Raw genomic sequence first — 19,461 nt, forward strand, 5'->3', positions numbered from 1 at the left:
CGCCGCGCGTAGCGCGGCGCCGGGCCCAAGGCCGAACGTAGTATCGGCGCAGCCGATAGTGCGCTTCGGGCGCGGGAGCTTTTGTAAACCGGTCAGAGCGTCATGCAAGGGGCGGACTGACCCAATCGTTAGACCTGCCGCACAGCCCCTTTCGCGGCGCTGGTGGCCAATTTGGCATAGGCTTTCAGCGCGGTCGAAACCTTCCGTTTTCGCGGCGCTGCGGGTTCCCAGCCTTTCTCGTCCTGTTCCTCACGCCGCGCCGCCATTTCCTCGTCGGACACGGCCAGATGGATCGTTCGGTTGGGGATGTCGATCTCGATCTTGTCGCCGTTTTGCACAAGTCCGATTTCTCCGCCCTCGGCTGCCTCAGGTGAGACGTGGCCGATCGAAAGCCCTGACGTACCGCCCGAAAACCGACCATCGGTCAGCAGAGCACAGGCTTTGCCCAGACCTTTGGATTTCAGGTACGATGTCGGATACAGCATCTCTTGCATTCCCGGGCCGCCGCGCGGGCCTTCGTAGCGGATGACCACCACGTCGCCCTCTTTCACTTTGCCGGTCAGGATGTCGTTAACGGCCTGATCCTGACTTTCGCAGACATAGGCCGAGCCGGTGAAGGTTAGGCTGGCCGGGTCAACACCGGCCGTTTTCACAATACAGCCGTCGCGCGCGATGTTGCCGAACAGCACGGCCAGACCACCATCCTGACTGAACGCGTGTTCTTGGGACCGGATCACACCACCTTCGCGGTCAGTGTCCAGCTCTTTGTACCGGTTCGATTGGCTGAAGGCTTGTGTCGTCCGCACGCCTCCCGGTGCGGCCTTGAACAGGTCTTGCGCCCTTGGGTTATTGGCAACTTTGATGTCCCAATTCGCGATTGCTTCGCCCATCGTGCCAGAATGCACCGTGCTGCAGCCCTCATGCAGTAGACCGGCGCGGCTGAGTTCGCCAAGGATTGAGAAGATGCCACCAGCCCGGTGCACATCTTCCATATGTACGTTCTCGGTGTTGGGCGCGACCTTGCACAGGCAGGGGACCTGACGGCTCAGGCGGTCCATGTCGGACATGGTGAAATGCACTTCGCCCTCATGGGCGATGGCCAGCAAGTGCAGAACGGTGTTGGTCGATCCGCCCATCGCGATGTCGAGGCTCATGGCGTTCTCAAAGGCTGCGAACGTTGCGATCTCACGCGGGAGGAAGCCTTTTTCGTCCAGATCATAGTGCCGTTTGGTGATCTCGACGATGCGGCGGCCCGCTTCCAAAAACAGCTCTTTACGGTCGGCATGCGTGGCCAGAGTTGACCCGTTGCCCGGCAGGGCCAGACCCAGAGCCTCGGCCAGACAGTTCATCGAGTTCGCGGTGAACATGCCCGAGCAGGACCCGCAGGTTGGGCAAGCGTTTTCCTCGATATGCTGGACCTGCTCATCGGTGAATCGGTCATCGGCGGCAGCGACCATGGCGTCCACAAGGTCGATCTTCTTGGCGTCCAAATCGGCAATGTCGATCTTGCCCGCCTCCATCGGCCCGCCCGAAACAAAGATGGCCGGGATATTCAAACGCATTGCCGCCATCAGCATGCCCGGCGTGATCTTGTCGCAGTTCGAGATACAGACCATCGCATCCGCACAATGCGCATTAACCATGTATTCGACCGAATCCGCGATCACTTCGCGCGAGGGCAGGGAATACAACATCCCGTCATGGCCCATGGCGATGCCGTCATCCACGGCGATGGTGTTGAACTCTTTCGCAACGCCTCCAGCGGCCTCAACCTCGCGCGCGACCATCTGGCCCAGATCCTTCAGGTGGACGTGACCCGGCACGAACTGGGTGAACGAGTTGACGATGGCGATAATCGGTTTGCCGAAATCATCGTCGCCCATACCGGTGGCCCGCCAAAGGCCGCGCGCGCCCGCCATGTTGCGGCCATGGGTTGAGGTTCTGGAACGGTAGAGTGGCATGATGCTGTTTCCCTATTGCCTCGGGTTGCATGTCTTCAGGATTGTACGTTATAGCGCACGTATCACATGTGCGCTATAACGCACAAGAGGATTCGAAAGTTGATGGCATGGCACCGGACGACATAACTCTGAAATTGCGGGACGTGCGGGCGGCTTCCGGGCTGAGTCTGTCAAAGGTGGCCGAGATGACCGGGGTCAGCAAAGCCATGCTGGGGCAGATTGAGCGCGGAGAGTCCAGCCCGACCATCGCAACCTTGTGGAAGATCGCCAAAGGATTTCAGGTGCCGCTCAGCGCGTTGATCGATACGGCCATTGGGGACCGAACGGTGTTCCAGACCGTGACCTTCCCCGGCAGTATCGAGGTCAAGATTGTGTTTCCTTACGACCCTGTGCTGGGGGCCGAGACGTTTCACGTCAGCCTCTCGCCCGCCCAAAGCCACGAATCGCCCGCCCATGCGAACGGCGTCACGGAAGAGGTGTTTGTGCTCAGCGGTACGCTTGAGGTTCTGCGCGGCGAAGACTGGGTTCCCTTGCAAGAAGGGCAGGGTCTGCGGTTCGCGGCGGACATCCCCCATGGATACCGCGCCGGGGCAGAGGGAACGACTTTCCTGAACATGCATCACTATGCCCAGCACGCGGATGGGTTTGAAAATGGCAAGGCACACGCATGACAGCCTTTCTTGACAGTCTGACCATCGTTGACGCCGTTGGCTCATTCGGTGCCCTGATCGTTGTGGCCGCCTATTTTGCGACGCAGATGCGGATGATGAATTCTGACGACTTGGCCTTTCCGGTGGTGAACCTTTTGGGGTCGGTCCTGATCGTTTATTCTCTGGTCCACAATTTCAATTTGGCCTCGATGCTGATCGAAGGGTTCTGGATTCTGATCAGCATCATCGGGATTTTTCAGTATTTTCGCCTAAAACGTACTTCAGAATAGAGCCATCCAGCCTTGAACCCCTATGCTGCCGGGTATAGGGAATTTTCAAGCTCGCTGAGGAGAGGCTTTGATGCAGGACGATCCGAAAACCCTGGTGTCAACTGAATGGCTGGCCGCGCATATCAAAGACCCGGATCTGCGGATTCTGGACGGGTCCTGGTATCTGCCCGCGCAGAACCGGGATGCCAAGGCCGAGTATAACGAGGGCCACATCCCCGGCGCGCGTTTCTTTGATATTGACGAGATTTCCGATCACCGATCCGACCTGCCGCATATGGCGCCTCCGGTCGAGAAGTTCATGTCGCGCCTGCGCGCAATGGGCGTGGGGGATGGCCATCAAGTCGTCGTCTATGACGGCGCAGGGCTGATGTCGGCCGCACGCGTGTGGTGGTTGTTCCGGTTGATGGGGCAGGAAAATGTCGCCGTCCTGGATGGCGGTTTCCCCAAGTGGCAGGCCGAAGGGCGCGAGGTCGAAGACCTGCCCCCCGTGATCCGCGACCGGCACATGACGGTGCGCGTTCAGAACCATCTGGTTCGGGATGTCACGCAGGTTTCTGCCGCGGCCAAGTTGAATGATCATGAGATCATCGACGCGCGCTCGGCCTCGCGTTTTGCCGGAACTGCGGCCGAACCCCGCGAAGGATTGCGGTCGGGCCACATTCCCGGCGCACGCAATGTGCCCTTCGATACGCTGCTGAACAAGAACGGCACAATGAAGTCGCCCGAAGAGTGTCGCGACGTGTTCGAAGCCGCAGGCGTGGATCTGTCGAAACCGGCAATCACCTCATGCGGCTCGGGCGTAACCGCCGCGATCCTCAGCCTTGCGCTTGAGCGATTGGGCAAGAAAGACCACGCGCTTTATGACGGCTCCTGGGCCGAATGGGGTGCTTTCCCGACCCTGCCCGTCGCAACCGGAGAGACCTGATGTTCGAGAATCTCAAACCGCAGCCCGCCGACAAAATCCTGGCGTTGATGCAGATGTATCGCGACGACCCGCGCGATCAAAAGATCGACCTCGGTGTAGGCGTCTACAAAAACGCCGAAGGCGTGACGCCCGTGATGCGCGCGGTCAAAGCCGCCGAAAGCCGTCTGGTCGAAGAACAGCAGACCAAGGCGTATACCGGGTTGGCTGGCGACCCGGCCTTTGCGGATGCCATGATCGGCCTGATCCTGGGGACGTCCGTGCCGCGCGCCAACATCGCGGCCGTTGCCACACCCGGCGGAACCGGTGCCTGTCGACAGGCGTTCGAGATGATCCGCATGGCGAACCCATCGGCCCGCATTTTCGTGTCAAACCCCACATGGCCGAACCACCTGTCGATCCTGAACTATCTGGGGGTGGAAACGGTTCAATACCGGTACTTCGATGACGAGACCCGAGGCGTTGATTTCGACGGCATGATCGCGGATCTGAAAACGGCCAAAGCGGGCGACGTGGTGCTGTTACACGGCTGCTGCCACAACCCCACTGGCGCGAACCTGAACATGGTTCAGTGGCAAGAGGTCGTGAATGTGATCAACGACCTTGGCCTGGTTGCGATGATCGACATTGCCTATCAGGGCTTTGGCGATGGCCTGGAGGAAGATGCTCAGGCCACCCGTTTGGTCGCTTCTTCGGTCAAGGAATGTCTGATTGCGGCCTCTTGTTCCAAGAACTTTGGTGTCTATCGCGAACGCACCGGCCTGTTGATGGCCATCAGCAATGATGGCGGGCAGACCGCCCTGAACCAGGGGACGCTGGCCTTCCTGAACCGCCAGAACTATTCGTTCCCGCCGGACCACGGCGCACGTGTTGTGACCATGATCCTGAGCGATGACGCCCTGCGTGCCGACTGGGCAGCTGAACTGGAAGAGGTGCGCCTGTCGATGCTTGGCCTGCGTCAGCAACTGTCCAAAGAGTTGCAACGCCTGAGCGGCTCCGACCGGTTCGGCTTCATCGCTCAGCACCGCGGCATGTTCTCGCGCCTCGGGGCGGCACCTGAGTTTGTCGAGCAACTGCGCAATGAGCACGGCATCTACATGGTTGGTGACAGCCGTTTGAACATCGCCGGGCTGAACGCCAACACGGTAGCGATTTTGGCCAAGGCGATTGTCGACGTCGGCGTCTGACCCAGCCTCTCGAAAAGGACGTAAGCCGTGCCCGTTTGGGCGCGGCTTTTTTGTTTGTCGAACGAAAAAGGCCGGACGCGAACGCCCGGCCTTAGGTTGTTATTCGCAGGTCTTAGCCTTTTGAGAATTCAGGGTAGGCTTCCATACCCAACTCGCCCATATCCAGACCGTTGATCTCTTCTTCCTCGCCAACCCGCAGGCCAACAGTCGCCTTCAGGATCGAGAAGAGGATGAAGCTGACCACGAAGACGAAGATGCCGATCGCTGCGAAGCCGATAATCTGGGTCACAAAGTTCGCATCACCGTTGGTCCAAGCCACGATGAAGGTACCCCAGAAGCCTGCGATCAGGTGAACCGGGATTGCGCCTACGACGTCGTCGATCTTCATCTTGTCCAGCATCGGCACGGTGAAGACCACGATAATGCCGCCGATTGCACCGATGATCAGCGCCTGGAACAGCGACGGGGCCAGAGGTTCAGCGGTGATCGAAACCAGACCGGCCAGTGCGCCGTTGAGCACCATGGTCAGGTCGACCTTGCCATACATCACCTGCGTCAGGATCAGGACTGCAACGGCGCCCGCAGCAGCGGCCATGTTGGTGTTGGCGAAGATGCGGCTGACGTCTGCAACGTCACCGATGGTGCCCATCGCCAGCTGCGAACCGCCGTTGAAGCCGAACCAACCCAGCCACAGGATGAATGTACCCAGAGTGGCGAGCGCCAGGTTCGAGCCGGGGATCGGAACAACCTTGCCGTCTTTGTTGTACTTGCCGATGCGCGGGCCAAGCACGATGGCACCGGCGAGCGCTGCAAAACCACCTGCGGCGTGCACCAGGGTCGAGCCTGCGAAATCGCTGAAGCCCATTTCAGACAGCCAGCCGCCGCCCCACTGCCAGGACGCCTCGATCGGGTAGATGATGCCGGTCAGGACGATGACGAAGATGAAGAAGGGCCACAGTTTGATGCGCTCGGCCACGGTGCCGGATACGATCGACGCAGTGGTGGCACAGAACATCAACTGGAAGAAAAAGTCCGAACCGACCGATGCATAATCCAGCGCGGTTTCAGTGTCGGCCAGTCCAACAGGCTCCAGCGAGGTCGGGGCGAATGCGCCAAGAATACCCGGGATGGTCCAGCCGTCGCCGGGATACATCAGGTTGAAACCGACCAGCCAGTACATGATGGCGGCGAACGAAAACAGGCCAATGTTCTTGACCAGCTGCATCGCCACGTTCTTGGAGCGCACCAGACCGGCTTCGAGCATGGCAAAGCCTGCAGCCATCCAGAACACCAGAAAGCCGCCCATCAAGAACAGCAAGGTGGTGAAAATATATTGCGTGTGCTGCGCGGCCTCACCAACGGCGGCCTCCTGCGCAAGGCTCATCTGCGGCAGCGCGACAATCGCGGCGGCAGGGATGAGAGATTTCATCAGGTTCATGTGTCTTCCTCGAATAGTGGTGAGTGGCCGCGCTTACAGCGCTTCCTCGTTGGTTTCCCCGGTCCGCACGCGCAGCGCCTGCTCGACATCAAGGACAAAAATCTTGCCGTCGCCGATCTTGCCGGTCTTGGCGGTTTTGGTGATGGTTTCGACGATCTGGTCGGCCATTGTGGCGGGCACCACGATCTCGAGCTTAATCTTGGGTACGAAATTCACGGCGTATTCCGCGCCGCGATAAATCTCGGTGTGACCCGATTGCGAGCCGAAGCCCTTGATTTCGGTCACCATCATGCCGCGTACGCCCGCTTCGGTCAGTGCTTCGCGCACCTCCTCGAGCTTGAACGGCTTGATTGTCGCAATGATGAGTTTCACGTTTGTCCCCTCTGCTTTCCGGATCAGTCCGGTATGTTTGCACTTGCAGAAAAAGCGTGGGCAAGCGCGGTAGGGAACGATTTCCACGTCCCGACGTGAGGGAAAAAGCAGCAAAGTTGCACATTTTTTGCACAAAAACCTACTTTTGATTAAAAATTACGCATTACTTGGAAGGGAAATTAACGGAATTTCGCACCTCTACATGCCAGTGTTGCCGGGGTATGGTGCCCCAAAAGCAAAATCGGGCAGAGTTTGAGCATGACTGAGTCCAGGCGTCGCAAATCACCGCTTGTCGCGGACAAAAGATATCCATCAAAGGGGCGTAAGCCCGCGGCGTCCAAGCGGACGGCCAAGCCCGCTGGCAAGAAGGCTGCGGCGCGCAAAACGACCACACGCAGGACCAAACGTAAGAAAACACGCCGAAAAACGGGCGGTGGTGGCGGTATTTTCCGCCGCATGTTCCGCTGGTTGTGGCGGTTGATCTGGGGCGTGACCTGGCGGGTCGGGGCAGTCTGCGCTGTGCTTCTGGCGCTGGCGATCGGGGTGGTTTACTCAACGTTGCCCGATGTTGATTCCCTGCTGGACGGACGGGCGCGTGGGTCGGTTACGATGTTGGACCGGGACGGCAAAGTCTTTGCCTGGCGCGGCGATCAGTTCGGGGGGGTGATCACGGCGGACACGGTTTCGCCGCATCTCAAGAACGCGGTGATCGCGACCGAGGACAAGCGGTTCTACCGTCATTTCGGCGTCAGCCCCCGCGGCGTGGCCAGCGCCGTGCGCATCAACCTCAGCGAAGGGCGCGGGCCGCTGTCGGGACATGGTGGCTCGACCATCACGCAGCAGACGGCCAAGCTGTTGTGTCTGGGGGTGCCATACGTGCCGGATGACTGGGAATCCGAGGCCGCATACGAATCCGATTGTCGACAGGGGTCGCTGTGGCGCAAGGCCAAGGAAGCCGTCTATGCGATGGCGATGGAGGTCAAATACTCCAAGGACGAGATTCTGACGATCTACCTGAACCGCGCCTTCCTGGGTGCGGGGGCGCGCGGGTTCGAAGCCGCCAGCCAGCGGTATTTCGGAATGTCGGCGGCTGAGGTCTCACCCGCTGAAGCAGCGATGCTGGCGGGCTTGCTGGTCGCACCCTCGCGGTATGCGCCGACCAACAACCTGCAACGCGCGCAGGACCGGGCGCGGCTGGTCGTTGGGTTGATGGAGAATCAGGGCTATTTGTCCAGCGCTCAGGCCAGCGAGGCCCGCAGCCGTCCGGCGGTGCTGTCCGAAGCTGCTGCGGCGCGTGCGGGCGGCTATTTCGCCGATTGGGTCATGGCCAGTGGCCCCGAGTTCTTTACCCGCAACACCACCGAGGATGTGGTGATCCGTACAACGCTGGACCAGCGTATCCAGCAATCGGCGGAGGAGGCGTTGAAGTTCATCTTTCAGGAAAAGGTCCGTGAAGGGTCCAAGGCGCAGGCCGCGATTGTCGTGATGTCCGCCGATGGGGCCGTGCGTGGCATGGTCGGCGGGCGCAAGACGCGCGTGTCCGGCGCGTTCAACCGCGCTACACAGGCGCTGCGGCAGACCGGGTCATCGTTCAAACCCTTTGTCTATGCCACCGCGCTGGAACTGGGGTATTCGCCCTTGGATACGGTCATGGACGAACCGACCTGTTGGGATATCGCCGGGTCCGGTCAGTGGTGCCCCAAGAACTATACCAACAAGTTCTATGGCCGGGTAACACTGGCGGATGCCCTGAAGAACTCGCTGAACATTCCGGCGGTAAAGGTTGCGGATATTTCGGGGCTGGAGAACGTACGAACCGTCACAAGCGGTTTTGGAATCACAAGCGATCTGGCGCAAGGACTGGCGCTCGCGCTGGGCGCTTCGGAAAGCACGCTGATCGAGATGACCGGGGCTTACGCCGGTATCCTCAACGGTGGCTCGGCGGTTGAACCTTATGGTCTGACCGAATTGAAACTGCTGGGCGACGACACGCCGGTGATGGTGACAACGACCGGCATCGGGGAACGTGTCATCAACGACAACGCCGCCAAACAACTGACCTGGATGATGGAACGCGTGGTGTCCGAGGGCACTGGCGGGCGCGCCAAGCTGCCCGGGTGGCAGGTGGCGGGCAAAACCGGCACAACCCAGGCCGCGCGGGATGCGTGGTTCATCGGCTTCACCGCGGATTATGTGACCGGGGTCTGGATGGGGTATGACGACAATACGCCATTGTCCGGCGTGACAGGCGGTGGCCTGCCTGCCGAAATCTGGAAAGAGACGATGGTCCGCGTGACCGAGGGAATGACGCCCACACCGCTGCCGATGATGTCACCGGAACCGCCGGTCAAAACCGCTCAGCCACAGCCGCGCCGCAAGAAGCAAACCGGGTTGGACCGGGCCATTAACAATCTGCTGAACAACATCTTCGGCAATTGACCGAGTAAAGAAAAGGGCGGCACGCCGGATGAGCCTCTTACCTCAGGTGTTTTCGATCATGAGCATGCGGGTTTGGGATTAGCGGCAATTCAATGTCCGGTCTGAGCGCATACCTTCAATCTGGTCGTTGCTGTGCCCACTCTCTGATGACAGCGGCTCGGTCTGCGTTGTTGCGACATCTCCACTTTTTAACCTCATCTGAGCCGTGAAAGACTTCCGAGATATATTTGCGAAATTTCGATCTGTTCTTGAGACTGCGAAGGGCGAATTTGTACTGCTGCCAAGGCCAATCGACATTCCCAGTTGGCAATTCCGGTCTAGTCTTTCCCAGAAACTTCCATGGTCGAGTTGCAAGCTGCCATGCTCTAACCAGCTCAGGCGGGTCAAGCCAGACCAGCGCATCAGCCTGACTAACCGCTTGAGACAAAATGCTTGGGCCGCCCTCAAGTATCCATTCTTCTTTTTCGAGTTCCAGTGCCAGAGCCGCGTCTATCTCGGGTCGAGCGCGCTGTTGCCAACCTGTACGAAGTTTGATTGCGTCGAAGCAGATCACCGGAATTTCTGGCCGTACGGAAGATAACTCCGAAGCGAAACGGCTTTTCCCAACACCATTTGCTCCAGTGACGATGATTTTCCGCATCAGTGCCTCGTTGCTACGGGGCCGCGACGTGCAATCTAGCGACTGAGGTTCTAGATGACAACGACACCTTTTTCCACAAGACCTACACAACTAGAAATACCCCCGCAGGTAGTGCGAGGGTGTTTCCATAATAACAACCCATTGCGCCTTACGTTGTTTTTCGCACAGCAAAACGTCTGGCAAAAGACTTGCCGGACAACTTCGCCCTTGATGCCAACAGGATCGCTGGATCAGAGGCTTTCGTTCAATGCGGCAACAATAGCATCGCCCATTTCTGAGGTCGAAACCGGCTCAACGCCTTCTTCGGCGAGAAGATCGGCAGTGCGTACCCCGTCGGCCAGAACCTTCTCGATCGCGGCTTCCAGACGCGCTGCCTCAGCGCCCTCATCGAAGCTGTAGCGTAGGGCCATTGCAAAGCTGAGGATGCAGGCGATCGGGTTGGCTTTGCCCTGACCGGTGATATCCGGGGCCGAGCCGTGGACTGGTTCATACATCGCCTTTGGGCGGCCATTGGCCATCGGTGCGCCCAGCGACGCCGACGGCAGCATGCCCAGTGACCCGGTCAGCATCGCGGCACAGTCCGACAGGATGTCGCCAAACAAGTTGTCGGTCACGATCACGTCGAACTGTTTGGGCGCGCGTACCAACTGCATAGCGCCATTGTCGGCGTACATGTGGATGACCTCGACCTCGGGGTAGTCTTTGGCCACCTGATCCACAACCTCGCGCCACAGAATGCCCGATTCCATCACGTTGGCCTTTTCCATCGAGCACAGCTTTTTGTTCCGGCGCATTGCCAGTTCAAAGGCCGAGCGCGCGGCGCGTTCGATCTCGGATTCCGTATAGCGCTGCGTGTTGATGCCAACGCGTTCGTTGCCTTCGTCAAAAATCCCGCGCGGTTCGCCGAAATAGACGCCCGAGGTCAGCTCGCGCACGATCATGATGTCCAGCCCCGCGACCACGTCCTTTTTCAGGGACGAAAAGTCGGCCAGCGCATCAAAGCACTGCGCCGGACGCAGGTTCGAATAGAGGTCCATTTCCTTACGCAGACGCAGCAGGCCGCGTTCGGGCTTTACCGAAAAATCCAGATCGTCGTATTTCGGCCCGCCCACTGCGCCCAGCAAAACGGCGTCGACCTCTTGGGCCTTGGCCATGGTCTCGTCGGACAGAGGCTTTCCGTGCGCGTCATAAGCCGCGCCGCCCACCAGGTCCTCGCTCACGTCAAAGTGAAGGCCGCGTTTGTCGCCGAACCAATCGATGATTTTGCGCACTTCGGTCATGACTTCGGGGCCAATTCCGTCTCCGGGAAGGATAAGGAGCGAGGGGTTGGACATGGATAGTCTCCTTGCGTTTTGTTGCACAGGCCCTAGCGTTTGCGGCGCATCGGGTCAATGAGACGATCCGGCCAAAACACAAGGAACACTGATGCTGACACCCGGAATCCCCGCCCCGTCGCTGAAAATTGAAACCGTGGCCCATGGCAGCTTCGATCTAGGCGCTGACGCCGGTGCAAACGGGACACTCGTGATTCAGTATCGCGGCTTGCATTGCCCCATCTGCATTCGCCAGATGGGCGAGATCGAAGCGGCGCTGGATGATTTCGCCGAACTGGGAATCGAGGTCATCATGGTCACCACCGACACCGCCCACCGTGCCGCCGAAACGGTCGAGAAGGCCGGAGTGTCAAAACTGCGCGTGGGCCACAGCCTGCCGCTGGCCGAGGCGCGCGATGTCTGGGGGTTGAACATTTCGGAGGCGCGGAAAGGCAGCGCCGAGCCCGCCTTGTTCGCCGAACCAGGTCATTTCTACATCGCTGCCGATCAGACTTTGTATTACGTCTGGCAGCAAACAACGCCGTTTGCCCGGCCAGCCATGGCGGACATTATCGGGGGGATAAAATTTACGCTTGCCAACAATTACCCGGCGCGCGGCACTTATACCGGCGTCTTGTAGTCCGGCACGAAGGCTTGCTTGAACGCGGTGCGAAGCCACTCGACCGTGACCTGCACCCGTTTGTAGCCCACCGTGTCGGGGTTCAGATACAGGTACAGGGTGCGGCTGAATTCCGGCCGCCCGTTTCCGACACGCACCAGATCGTCGCGCCCCTCGGCCAGGCACATGGGAAGCAGGCCTTTGCCCACCCCTGCGGCAACCGCCGAGACCAGAACGCTGGCATCCGTTGCGGTCAGACGGATCGCCCCTACACCGTTGCTGAGGCGGTCCATGGCGCGGGTGATGATCGGTCGGCTGGCCTCTTCATCGAAGAACGCGACCCAGGCGTCGGGGTCTGTCTTCTGACTGGCTGCGCGGTATACCGCATAAGGCACATGTCCCAGCGTGATCGTATATTCCGCAGACTGGGGCGGGACCTCGAACCAGATCTGCACCGAGGCTTCACCGGTCACCTTGGCAGCAGGCGCACGCGTCAGCAGCCGCAGGTCTAGCCCGGGATTTCGCGTCAGGAACCGCTCCATCCCTGCGCTTGCCAGCTGCTGCATCGTCCAGGCGTTCCCGATGATCCGCATGGTTCCAACCGCCCCGGATTGCGAGCGCGAGATGTCGTCGGTCATGGAATGAAAACCGGTCTCAATCTCTTCGGCGCGGCGAATCGCGATCGCGCCTGCCTCGGTGGCGACAAAGCCCGACTTGGCGCGCACGAACAGAATTGTGCCCAGATCGCGCTCTAGTGCGGTCAGTCGGCGGCCCATGGTGGTCGGATCCACATCCATCTGATGCGCCGCCCCGGTCAGCGACCCCGCGCGGCTGATGGCCAGCAGTATCTTGAGGTTGTCCCAGTTCATGATGCGGCATCCTTTGGTCAAAATCCTGCAAATACGCATGATCTTGATGCAGGTTAGCGGCTTTTTGTCCAGATATTTCCCGATTAAAGTCGCGCCACCCATCTGGTTTCGGCTATTTCCGTTATTTCACAATGGGTTAGTAACACGTCTTTTCTGAAAGGCGGTGGGCGGTCCCGTACGGGGGCTGGCCCGGCTTAAAAGGAAACATGAATGCGAGATTTCTCAAGACTCTGGACCGCGACCCTGTGCCTGTCACTTGTCGTGGCCTGCAGCCAGACCGAGGCCCCGCCGCCGGTTCAGGCTGAACCCATTTTCAACAAATACGGTGATGTTGTGGGGTGTTCCGACGGTTCCAGTCCTGATGGTGCGGATGCGGCCAACCCTTGTCGCCATGTGCCCCCGCCGCCTCCGCCTCCGCCAGATGATTGTGTGGAGATTTCAACTGGAATTCCCTGCCCGCCTGCGGGCGAGGATGGTGACCGCGAAGGCAGTTCGACCAATGGCGGGCGAGATCCGGGTGGAAGCTCGTCCACCGGCAGTCGACCCGATCCAACGGGTGGAACATCGACACCGGGTACGCCACCCGGGTCTTCACCCTGATCGCAATGATTGTATGGTAACAAGTTCGTCTGGTTTTTAAGGCGATCCTCGCGATGAAAAAGGGCCACCCTGCGGTGGCCCTTTTTTATTTGACCTGTAGATCGACCCAGACCAGGCGGTGCCGGCTGGCAGCTTCGGCAATTGCGCGTTGATCGCCATCTGCGTCTGGCCAATACACGCCCGCATCAACAACGTGCCAATCAACCGAAGGCAACACGTAATCCACGCGCATTGCGCCGACCCCCTTCCAGTACACGGTCGCCTGCGACCCGGATGGGTCTGTAGGCCGGGCGTCCTGAAGGGCTGGGTGGGACAACAGGTCGAGAATGGCCTTCTTGCGCCCTTCGCCCTGCTCGGGATCCAGGTTGGCGTCTCCGGCAATGACAAAGGTGTCCGCCGGTTTTGGTCCCATCGCCCCGTTCAGGACATGCGACCAAAGTCGGATTTCGTCTGCATTGCGCAGCCCGTTGCGATCTTCGGGGCCATCAAAAACAGGTGGAGAGGCGTGGAACGTCATCAAGTTGACCAACCCCAGGGGCGATTGGACAGGAACCATCCAATGGGCCGTGTTAGAGAGCAGCTGAACCGCCTGCGCAGGAGCGGACGGGTAAGGCGCACCTTCTGTCTCTGGCAGGGTGGCACCCGGCACATCACGCCATAGAATCTCTGAATAGGAGACAACATCCTCGTTCAGGATGGGGTAGCGTGACAGAACCGCGATACCGTTATGACCGGTGAAACGGCCCCAGCCCTGTGAGTCGCCGGGTCCTTGGGTTTTTCCGTCGCCATCCAGATCGAGATCCGTCGCCATACCTGCGTTCGGCTGCGCCGCGTATTGATTCGGATAGTTCACACCGGCTGCGCGCAACGAACCCACCAAGGCGGTCAGCACCTGCCCGTCTAAATCCCAGTCGATGCCCTGCAGCGCGACAATATCAGGTTGGACAGCTTTGAGAACTTGAACGACCGCATCTACCTGTGGATCGCCGCGGCGAATATCGCGCAGCAATATGCCAGGACCGTCGCGGCTGAGTTCAGTGTTAAAAGTAGCAACGCGTAAGGTTTCCGCCTGTGCCGCCAGCGGAAGCAGCAGGACGACCAGAGCTCGGATCATGCAGTCTGAGTTGCCTCGGTCGTCGAATAGGCGCGTCGCTTTTCAACGATCAGCCCAGCGATGCGCAAGGTCGCCATACCGCGCATGATCATGCTGGCCGGCAGGAATGCCCAGGCGCACAATGTCCAGATCAGCGTTTGCGGATTGCTCAGCGCGACCGGGGTCAGGAACTCGGCCGTCAACTTGATCAGAGCAGGGATCAGGAACGGCAGCAGCGCGCCAATGGCAATGTTCAGTTTTCCGTCCCGCTGCAGACGCGTCACGACGTCTCCGCCTTTGGTGGGGTCGAACAGCGGCAGGTTGGTCCAGACGTTGAATGCGCCATTGCCGGTGGGCCACCCGCGCATTTTTACTGCATAGGCAAAGCTTGCGATTGTGACCAAAGCGGCGACATAGGCGATGCTGGCGGAAATGCGAACCAGATCCTCCAGCCCCTGGTTGGTATCACCCGGCAGCATCAGGACGATCAGGCGCACCGGTGAATAGGGGAAGTCAGCCACGCTTGCGACGGCATAGCCGAAGGCGAAAAACAGGCCGGTCAGCTCGGTCGGGGCATAGACGTTCTTACAGATCAGGGTCAGGAACATAACCATCGACATCAACCCAACGAACCGCAACCGGTTCACCGGTGGCGCGTCCCGGAATTCGATGAAGCTGGGGAAGGCGGAGTTGTATTCGGAGAACGTCAGGATGAACGCCAGAATCGCCAGGAAAACGACGATCTCTGTTCCGTTTGACGTTGATGCCGGAAGGTACAACGCAGGGGTGAGCACCATCAGTGCCACTAACAATCCCCGAATCGCCGCTCCCGTTGTGCGTGCAATCACTATCCGAACCCTTTCCAAACTGGACTTGTCGATTCTGCGTCGACTTAAGTTCCAACTTGAGCCCGCCAGTTATTTTTTGGCGGATGCTTGTTTAGCGCCAACACTGGCGGAAACCCGCTTATCGCTCAAGCCAAGGGGCAGAAAACACCTGATTTCGGGCAAAATGATGGCGAAACTGGTGCGTCATTGCATCATTCCGGACGCAAATCCGACGTGCAATTTAAAAAGACTGCTACATGTTGTGGTTGCCGGGTTCATCACCCCAATGAAAAGACGGGGCCGCCATCGCGACCCCATTAGGTTGAGTATCCACAGATTCGCCCTCAGGCTTACACCCAAGGCCGCGCTTGACTTGCGTGTTCTTCGAACTTGTCGATGTGGTGATCCTTCTCCATCGTCAGGCCGATATCGTCCAGCCCGTTCAGCAGGCAGTGCTTGCGGTGGGGGTCGATGTCAAACGCGATCTCAACCCCGTCCGAGGTGGTGATCTTCTGATCTTCCAGATGCACGGTCATGCGGGCGTTTTCGCCCTTGTGTGCGTCATCCATCAGAATTGAATGGTGCTCTTCTTCGACCACGATGGGCAGGATGCCGTTCTTGAAGCAGTTGTTGAAGAAGATGTCGGCAAAGCTGGTCGAAATCACAACCTTGATGCCAAAATCCTTGATCGCCCAAGGCGCGTGTTCCCGCGAGGACCCGCAGCCGAAATTGTCACCGGCCACCAGAATCTCGGTCTTACGATAGGCGGGCTTGTTCAGAACGAAATCCTCGTTCTCGCCACCGTGTTCATGATAACGCATCTCATCAAACAGCACGACGCCAAGGCCGGACCGTTTGATGGTTTTCAGGTGCACTTTGGGAATGATCATATCGGTGTCGATATTGATCAGCGGCATCGGGGCGGCCACCCCGTGGACTTTGTCGAACTTTTCCATGTCTACACTCCTGCGGGGTAGGGCCGCGCCCTTGCCTCGCTTTTAAGCTTCTTTCGTTTCGTCTTTGGGTGCGTTCTTGATGAAGAACGCCATGAAGATCAGGCCTAACCCGTTGAACAGCATCTCGATGCCCAACAGGATGCCCAGCAAGCTCAGCAAGGCTGCCGGTTCCGCCGCGGCATAAGACCAGATGATACCGGCCAGCACGATCGACAGGATGCCCGAGATCATCGTGGGCCAGAAGAATTGCGTGCCCTTCATCTGGAACGACAGAATGACCCGCGCGATGCCGCCTGCCATGAACAGGATCAGCATCACCGTCGCCAACGTCAGCGTGCCCTGCAGGGGGTGATCCAGAAAGGACCAGCCCAGAAACAGCATGACCGCACCCATGATGAGCGACAGGATCTTGTTGCCGGTACCTTCAACGGTAAAGCCGCCAACGATCTGCAATGCGCCCGCAATCAATAGCAACACGCCGGTTACCACCGTTACGGCAACGGATGCCACCACCGGCGCGCCCAGCACAAAGACGCCGAACGCAATGGACAGCAGCCCCAGCAGCAGCCATTTGACCCAATCACTCATTTTGTATCTCCATCAAATATCTAGATATGAGAGAGTCTTACATCAATTCACGGACATCTGTCAGCCGCCCAGTGATTGCCGCTGCGGCAGCCATCGCGGGGCTCAGCAGATGGGTGCGTCCACCGCGGCCTTGTCGACCTTCGAAGTTGCGGTTCGAGGTCGCGGCGCAGCGCTCGCCCGGTTGCAACTGGTCTGGGTTCATCGCCAGACACATTGAGCATCCCGCCAGACGCCATTCGAACCCGGCTTCTTTGAAGATGTCCGCCAGGCCTTCTTCTTCGGCCTGCGCCCGCACAAGACCCGATCCAGGCACGACCATGGCACGCATCCCGTCCTTGATCTTCTTGCCTTTCAGAATCTCGGCTGCGGCGCGCAGGTCTTCGATCCGACCATTGGTGCAGGAGCCGATAAAGACGGTGTCGATTTCCACGTCGGAGAGTTTCTGACCGGCTTCAAGCCCCATATATTCGATCGACCGGCGGGCCGCGTCGACCTTACCGCCTTCGAAATCTTCTGGGTGTGGAACCGATGCAGTGATCGGCAGCACGTCTTCAGGGCTGGTGCCCCAGGTGACGACAGGCGCGATGTCTTCGCCGCGCAGGGTGATGATCTTGTCGAAATGCGCGTGTTCATCGGTGTAGAGCGTTTTCCACCAGTCCATCGCGGCCTCCCACTGGGCACCTTTCGGTGCATGGGGTCGGCCTTTGACATATTCGAACGTGGTCTCGTCGGGGGCGATCAGGCCCGCGCGGGCGCCGCCTTCGATGGCCATGTTGCAGACGGTCATGCGACCTTCCATCGACAGATCACGGATCGCTTCGCCACAATATTCGATGACATAACCGGTGCCACCAGCCGTTCCGGTCTCTCCGATCACGGCCAGAGTGATGTCCTTGGCGGTCACGCCGGGCTGCAACTTGCCGGTGATTTCCACCTTCATGTTCTTGGACTTCTTCTGGATCAGGGTCTGTGTGGCCAGAACGTGTTCAACCTCAGAGGTGCCGATGCCGTGGGCCAGAGCGCCAAACGCGCCATGGGTGGCGGTGTGGCTGTCGCCGCAGACGACGGTCATGCCGGGCAGGGTCCAGCCTTGCTCGGGGCCGACGATGTGGACGATGCCCTGACGGACGTCATGTACCGGATAGTAGTGAATGCCAAAATCCTTGGCGTTCTTGTCCAGCGCTTCGACCTGAATGCGCGATTCGGGGTTTTCGATCCCGTTTGCACGATCCGGTGTTGTAGGCACATTGTGATCTGGTACCGCGATGGTCTTTTCGGGTGCACGCACCTGACGACCGGCCATGCGCAGCCCTTCAAAGGCTTGCGGGCTGGTCACTTCATGGACCAAGTGGCGGTCAATATAGAGAAGGCTGGTGCCATCTTCGGCCTCGTGGGCGACATGGGCATCCCAGATTTTGTCATAGAGTGTTTTGGGGGACATCGGTCCTCTCCCGTATGTAATGAGAAATAGCTGGCGAGGTGGCTCAGGCGACGGATAGGCGCGCCAGGACCGTGCGGGCAGCCCCAAAGAACCGTTCACGCAGCCGCGCGCGGTCTTCCAGATTCTGAATTTGGGCCACTGTGAGTCTCATGACGGCTGAGATATAGATACCGGCCGCATCTATCAAGGTCTGGAACGCCCCTCAGATGCCGTTGGGGCACATTCCTGCGAGCGTTCAGCGGCATTCATTGAAATGTCATGGGCCGCTTGTTACCTTATACCTACCCCGGCGCCGGGGATGTGCGGCGCGTTGCAAAGGAGGACTATGTCCTGTCTCTACATACTCAGGCGGGTTTGCCCGCCGAAGATGGGGCCAAAATGATGGCCCACTCTCAGTCAATCAGCGACAAGCTGCTTGAACGCATCCTTTCCTCACTTTCCGATGACAAGGCCGAAGACGTTGTGCAGATCAACCTGCAAGGTAAGTCTTCTGTTGCGGATCATATGGTGATTGCCTCGGGTCGGTCGACCCGTCAGGTGGCGGCCATGGCGGAAAAGCTGACGGATCGCATCAAGCAGGAATTCGGTTTCACCTCGAAGGTCGAAGGCAAGGATGCCGGCGACTGGGTGCTGATCGATACGGGCGACGTTGTCGTTCATATCTTCCGCCCCGAAGTGCGTGAATTCTATCAGCTGGAAAAGATGTGGCTGCCTGCGGGCGGCAGCGCCTCAACCAACTGAGGCGCCATCCCGGCCTGTATTGAAGGGCCGGAGGCGAGAGAGATATGCGTATCAGCATAGTTGCGGTTGGGCGATTGCGCGCCGGACCGGAGAAGACCCTGCTTGACGATTACCTGACCCGTTTTGACCGGACCGGTCGTGGCCTGGGCCTTGGTCCCGCGCGGGTGATCGAGGTCGAAGACAAGAAAAACGCAGGCATGGGCGCCGAGGCCGCATTGCTGCGCAAGGCGCTGCCCAAGGGCGCGGTGATCTGCACTTTGGATGAGCGCGGGCGGGTAATTTCCTCACCTGATTTTGCCAAGAAACTAGGCGGCTGGCGTGATGCTGGACGGCAGGATCTGGCTCTGATCATTGGTGGAGCGGACGGAATAGACCCTAATCTGAGGGCTGAGGCTGATTTTTCCATCTCATTCGGGTCGATGGTCTGGCCCCATATGCTGGTCCGTGTGATGCTGGCCGAACAACTCTATCGGGCCGCAACCATTCTGTCGGGCGGCCCCTATCACCGGGTCTGA

Annotated in this window: 21 protein-coding genes; 9 read left to right on the top strand and 12 right to left on the bottom strand. The window is 59.2% G+C overall.

Features of this window, described 5'->3' with window-relative positions; translation table 11 throughout:
* Positions 1-128: 128 nt before the first annotated feature.
* Positions 129-1,961: a dihydroxy-acid dehydratase gene (gene ilvD, locus ACR0CR_RS08770; RefSeq protein ID WP_480598250.1), complete on the bottom strand. Its 1,833-nt coding sequence runs from the start codon at positions 1,959-1,961 to the stop codon at positions 129-131.
* Between the two features lie 107 nt (positions 1,962-2,068).
* Between ilvD and ACR0CR_RS08775 the strand changes: the two genes are divergently transcribed.
* The 4 genes from ACR0CR_RS08775 to ACR0CR_RS08790 all read left to right on the top strand — a co-directional run bounded on the left by ACR0CR_RS08775 (position 2,069) and on the right by ACR0CR_RS08790 (position 5,010).
* Complete coding sequence (locus ACR0CR_RS08775) at positions 2,069-2,632, top strand: helix-turn-helix domain-containing protein (protein WP_480598251.1); 564 nt, start codon at positions 2,069-2,071, stop codon at positions 2,630-2,632.
* Positions 2,629-2,901, top strand: a complete 273-nt coding sequence (locus tag ACR0CR_RS08780; protein ID WP_480598252.1) for a CBU_0592 family membrane protein — start codon at positions 2,629-2,631, stop codon at positions 2,899-2,901. The genes ACR0CR_RS08775 and ACR0CR_RS08780 overlap by 4 nt, the downstream gene beginning before the upstream one ends.
* A 70-nt stretch (positions 2,902-2,971) precedes the next feature.
* Positions 2,972-3,826 (top strand): 3-mercaptopyruvate sulfurtransferase, encoded by an 855-nt coding sequence (gene sseA, locus ACR0CR_RS08785; protein WP_480598253.1) that lies wholly within the window; start codon positions 2,972-2,974, stop codon positions 3,824-3,826.
* Complete coding sequence (locus ACR0CR_RS08790; protein WP_480598254.1) at positions 3,826-5,010, top strand: amino acid aminotransferase; 1,185 nt, start codon at positions 3,826-3,828, stop codon at positions 5,008-5,010. The genes sseA and ACR0CR_RS08790 overlap by 1 nt, the downstream gene beginning before the upstream one ends.
* A gap of 112 nt (positions 5,011-5,122) precedes the next feature.
* Here the strand turns inward: ACR0CR_RS08790 and ACR0CR_RS08795 are convergent, their stop codons facing one another.
* Together ACR0CR_RS08795 and ACR0CR_RS08800 are read right to left on the bottom strand one after the other, a co-directional pair.
* Entirely contained in the window at positions 5,123-6,448 is a 1,326-nt protein-coding gene (locus tag ACR0CR_RS08795) for an ammonium transporter (protein WP_480598255.1), read from the bottom strand.
* 33 nt (positions 6,449-6,481) lie between these two features.
* On the bottom strand, positions 6,482-6,820 hold the full coding sequence (locus tag ACR0CR_RS08800) for a P-II family nitrogen regulator (RefSeq protein ID WP_058273036.1): 339 nt from the start codon (positions 6,818-6,820) through the stop codon (positions 6,482-6,484).
* A 258-nt stretch (positions 6,821-7,078) separates the two neighbouring features.
* On the opposite strand from ACR0CR_RS08800, the gene ACR0CR_RS08805 reads away from it, so the two are divergent.
* The gene (locus ACR0CR_RS08805; RefSeq protein ID WP_480598256.1) at positions 7,079-9,259 is read left to right on the top strand and encodes a transglycosylase domain-containing protein; all 2,181 of its coding nucleotides are present in this window, start codon (positions 7,079-7,081) and stop codon (positions 9,257-9,259) included.
* Between the two features lie 115 nt (positions 9,260-9,374).
* Here ACR0CR_RS08805 and ACR0CR_RS08810 read toward each other — a convergent pair whose 3' ends face one another.
* Both ACR0CR_RS08810 and leuB read right to left on the bottom strand, forming a co-directional pair.
* Positions 9,375-9,899 carry a P-loop NTPase family protein gene (locus ACR0CR_RS08810; RefSeq protein ID WP_480598257.1) on the bottom strand — a complete coding sequence of 175 codons (525 nt, stop codon included), beginning with the start codon at positions 9,897-9,899 and terminating at the stop codon, positions 9,375-9,377.
* A 230-nt stretch (positions 9,900-10,129) separates the two neighbouring features.
* Positions 10,130-11,233 (bottom strand): 3-isopropylmalate dehydrogenase, encoded by a 1,104-nt coding sequence (leuB, locus tag ACR0CR_RS08815; RefSeq protein ID WP_480598258.1) that lies wholly within the window; start codon positions 11,231-11,233, stop codon positions 10,130-10,132.
* 91 nt (positions 11,234-11,324) lie between these two features.
* Here leuB and ACR0CR_RS08820 point away from each other — a divergent pair, with 91 nt between their 5' ends.
* A complete protein-coding gene (locus ACR0CR_RS08820) occupies positions 11,325-11,852 on the top strand; it encodes a redoxin domain-containing protein (RefSeq protein WP_480598259.1) in 528 nt (175 codons plus the stop codon).
* On the opposite strand, the gene ACR0CR_RS08825 is transcribed toward ACR0CR_RS08820, so the two are convergent.
* Positions 11,834-12,700, bottom strand: a complete 867-nt coding sequence (locus tag ACR0CR_RS08825; RefSeq protein WP_480598260.1) for a LysR family transcriptional regulator — start codon at positions 12,698-12,700, stop codon at positions 11,834-11,836. The two genes, ACR0CR_RS08820 and ACR0CR_RS08825, sit on opposite strands and share 19 nt — an antisense overlap.
* A gap of 210 nt (positions 12,701-12,910) precedes the next feature.
* Here ACR0CR_RS08825 and ACR0CR_RS08830 point away from each other — a divergent pair, with 210 nt between their 5' ends.
* Positions 12,911-13,300 (top strand): hypothetical protein, encoded by a 390-nt coding sequence (locus ACR0CR_RS08830; RefSeq protein ID WP_480598261.1) that lies wholly within the window; start codon positions 12,911-12,913, stop codon positions 13,298-13,300.
* Between the two features lie 85 nt (positions 13,301-13,385).
* Here ACR0CR_RS08830 and ACR0CR_RS08835 read toward each other — a convergent pair whose 3' ends face one another.
* From ACR0CR_RS08835 to ACR0CR_RS08860, 6 genes are all read right to left on the bottom strand, one after another.
* A complete protein-coding gene (locus ACR0CR_RS08835; RefSeq protein ID WP_480598262.1) occupies positions 13,386-14,414 on the bottom strand; it encodes an endonuclease/exonuclease/phosphatase family protein in 1,029 nt (342 codons plus the stop codon).
* Complete coding sequence (locus ACR0CR_RS08840; RefSeq protein WP_480598670.1) at positions 14,411-15,190, bottom strand: hypothetical protein; 780 nt, start codon at positions 15,188-15,190, stop codon at positions 14,411-14,413. Before ACR0CR_RS08840 ends, ACR0CR_RS08835 begins: the two co-directional genes overlap by 4 nt.
* Before the next feature lie 380 nt (positions 15,191-15,570).
* Positions 15,571-16,176, bottom strand: coding sequence for a 3-isopropylmalate dehydratase small subunit (leuD, locus tag ACR0CR_RS08845; protein ID WP_480598263.1), 606 nt, complete (start codon positions 16,174-16,176; stop codon positions 15,571-15,573).
* A gap of 42 nt (positions 16,177-16,218) precedes the next feature.
* On the bottom strand, positions 16,219-16,764 hold the full coding sequence (locus tag ACR0CR_RS08850) for an HdeD family acid-resistance protein (RefSeq protein WP_480598264.1): 546 nt from the start codon (positions 16,762-16,764) through the stop codon (positions 16,219-16,221).
* 37 nt (positions 16,765-16,801) lie between these two features.
* Positions 16,802-18,205, bottom strand: coding sequence for a 3-isopropylmalate dehydratase large subunit (leuC, locus tag ACR0CR_RS08855; protein WP_480598265.1), 1,404 nt, complete (start codon positions 18,203-18,205; stop codon positions 16,802-16,804).
* Positions 18,206-18,248: 43 nt separating this feature from the next.
* A complete protein-coding gene (locus tag ACR0CR_RS08860; protein ID WP_480598266.1) occupies positions 18,249-18,344 on the bottom strand; it encodes an isopropylmalate isomerase in 96 nt (31 codons plus the stop codon).
* A 239-nt stretch (positions 18,345-18,583) separates the two neighbouring features.
* Between ACR0CR_RS08860 and rsfS the strand changes: the two genes are divergently transcribed.
* Together rsfS and rlmH are read left to right on the top strand one after the other, a co-directional pair.
* The gene (gene rsfS, locus ACR0CR_RS08865; protein ID WP_480598671.1) at positions 18,584-18,946 is read left to right on the top strand and encodes a ribosome silencing factor; all 363 of its coding nucleotides are present in this window, start codon (positions 18,584-18,586) and stop codon (positions 18,944-18,946) included.
* Between the two features lie 44 nt (positions 18,947-18,990).
* Positions 18,991-19,461, top strand: coding sequence for a 23S rRNA (pseudouridine(1915)-N(3))-methyltransferase RlmH (gene rlmH, locus ACR0CR_RS08870; RefSeq protein WP_480598267.1), 471 nt, complete (start codon positions 18,991-18,993; stop codon positions 19,459-19,461).

The sequence above is a fragment of the Ruegeria sp. AM2 genome, assembly GCF_056540685.1.

Bases quoted from the DNA above. Each gene is read 5' to 3' on its own strand.
- ACR0CR_RS08790 (WP_480598254.1), top strand. From the start codon at position 3,826: ATGTTCGAGAATCTCAAACCGCAGCCCGCCGACAAAATCCTGGCGTTG.
- ACR0CR_RS08775 (WP_480598251.1), top strand. From the start codon at position 2,069: ATGGCACCGGACGACATAACTCTGAAATTGCGGGACGTGCGGGCGGCT.
- leuD (WP_480598263.1), bottom strand. From the start codon at position 16,176: ATGGAAAAGTTCGACAAAGTCCACGGGGTGGCCGCCCCGATGCCGCTG.
- rsfS (WP_480598671.1), top strand. From the start codon at position 18,584: ATGATGGCCCACTCTCAGTCAATCAGCGACAAGCTGCTTGAACGCATC.
- ACR0CR_RS08805 (WP_480598256.1), top strand. From the start codon at position 7,079: ATGACTGAGTCCAGGCGTCGCAAATCACCGCTTGTCGCGGACAAAAGA.
- ACR0CR_RS08840 (WP_480598670.1), bottom strand. From the start codon at position 15,190: ATGGTGCTCACCCCTGCGTTGTACCTTCCGGCATCAACGTCAAACGGA.
- rlmH (WP_480598267.1), top strand. From the start codon at position 18,991: ATGCGTATCAGCATAGTTGCGGTTGGGCGATTGCGCGCCGGACCGGAG.
- leuC (WP_480598265.1), bottom strand. From the start codon at position 18,205: ATGTCCCCCAAAACACTCTATGACAAAATCTGGGATGCCCATGTCGCC.
- ACR0CR_RS08810 (WP_480598257.1), bottom strand. From the start codon at position 9,899: ATGCGGAAAATCATCGTCACTGGAGCAAATGGTGTTGGGAAAAGCCGT.
- ACR0CR_RS08835 (WP_480598262.1), bottom strand. From the start codon at position 14,414: ATGATCCGAGCTCTGGTCGTCCTGCTGCTTCCGCTGGCGGCACAGGCG.
- ACR0CR_RS08825 (WP_480598260.1), bottom strand. From the start codon at position 12,700: ATGAACTGGGACAACCTCAAGATACTGCTGGCCATCAGCCGCGCGGGG.
- ACR0CR_RS08795 (WP_480598255.1), bottom strand. From the start codon at position 6,448: ATGAACCTGATGAAATCTCTCATCCCTGCCGCCGCGATTGTCGCGCTG.
- ACR0CR_RS08850 (WP_480598264.1), bottom strand. From the start codon at position 16,764: ATGAGTGATTGGGTCAAATGGCTGCTGCTGGGGCTGCTGTCCATTGCG.
- leuB (WP_480598258.1), bottom strand. From the start codon at position 11,233: ATGTCCAACCCCTCGCTCCTTATCCTTCCCGGAGACGGAATTGGCCCC.
- ilvD (WP_480598250.1), bottom strand. From the start codon at position 1,961: ATGCCACTCTACCGTTCCAGAACCTCAACCCATGGCCGCAACATGGCG.
- sseA (WP_480598253.1), top strand. From the start codon at position 2,972: ATGCAGGACGATCCGAAAACCCTGGTGTCAACTGAATGGCTGGCCGCG.
- ACR0CR_RS08820 (WP_480598259.1), top strand. From the start codon at position 11,325: ATGCTGACACCCGGAATCCCCGCCCCGTCGCTGAAAATTGAAACCGTG.
- ACR0CR_RS08780 (WP_480598252.1), top strand. From the start codon at position 2,629: ATGACAGCCTTTCTTGACAGTCTGACCATCGTTGACGCCGTTGGCTCA.
- ACR0CR_RS08830 (WP_480598261.1), top strand. From the start codon at position 12,911: ATGCGAGATTTCTCAAGACTCTGGACCGCGACCCTGTGCCTGTCACTT.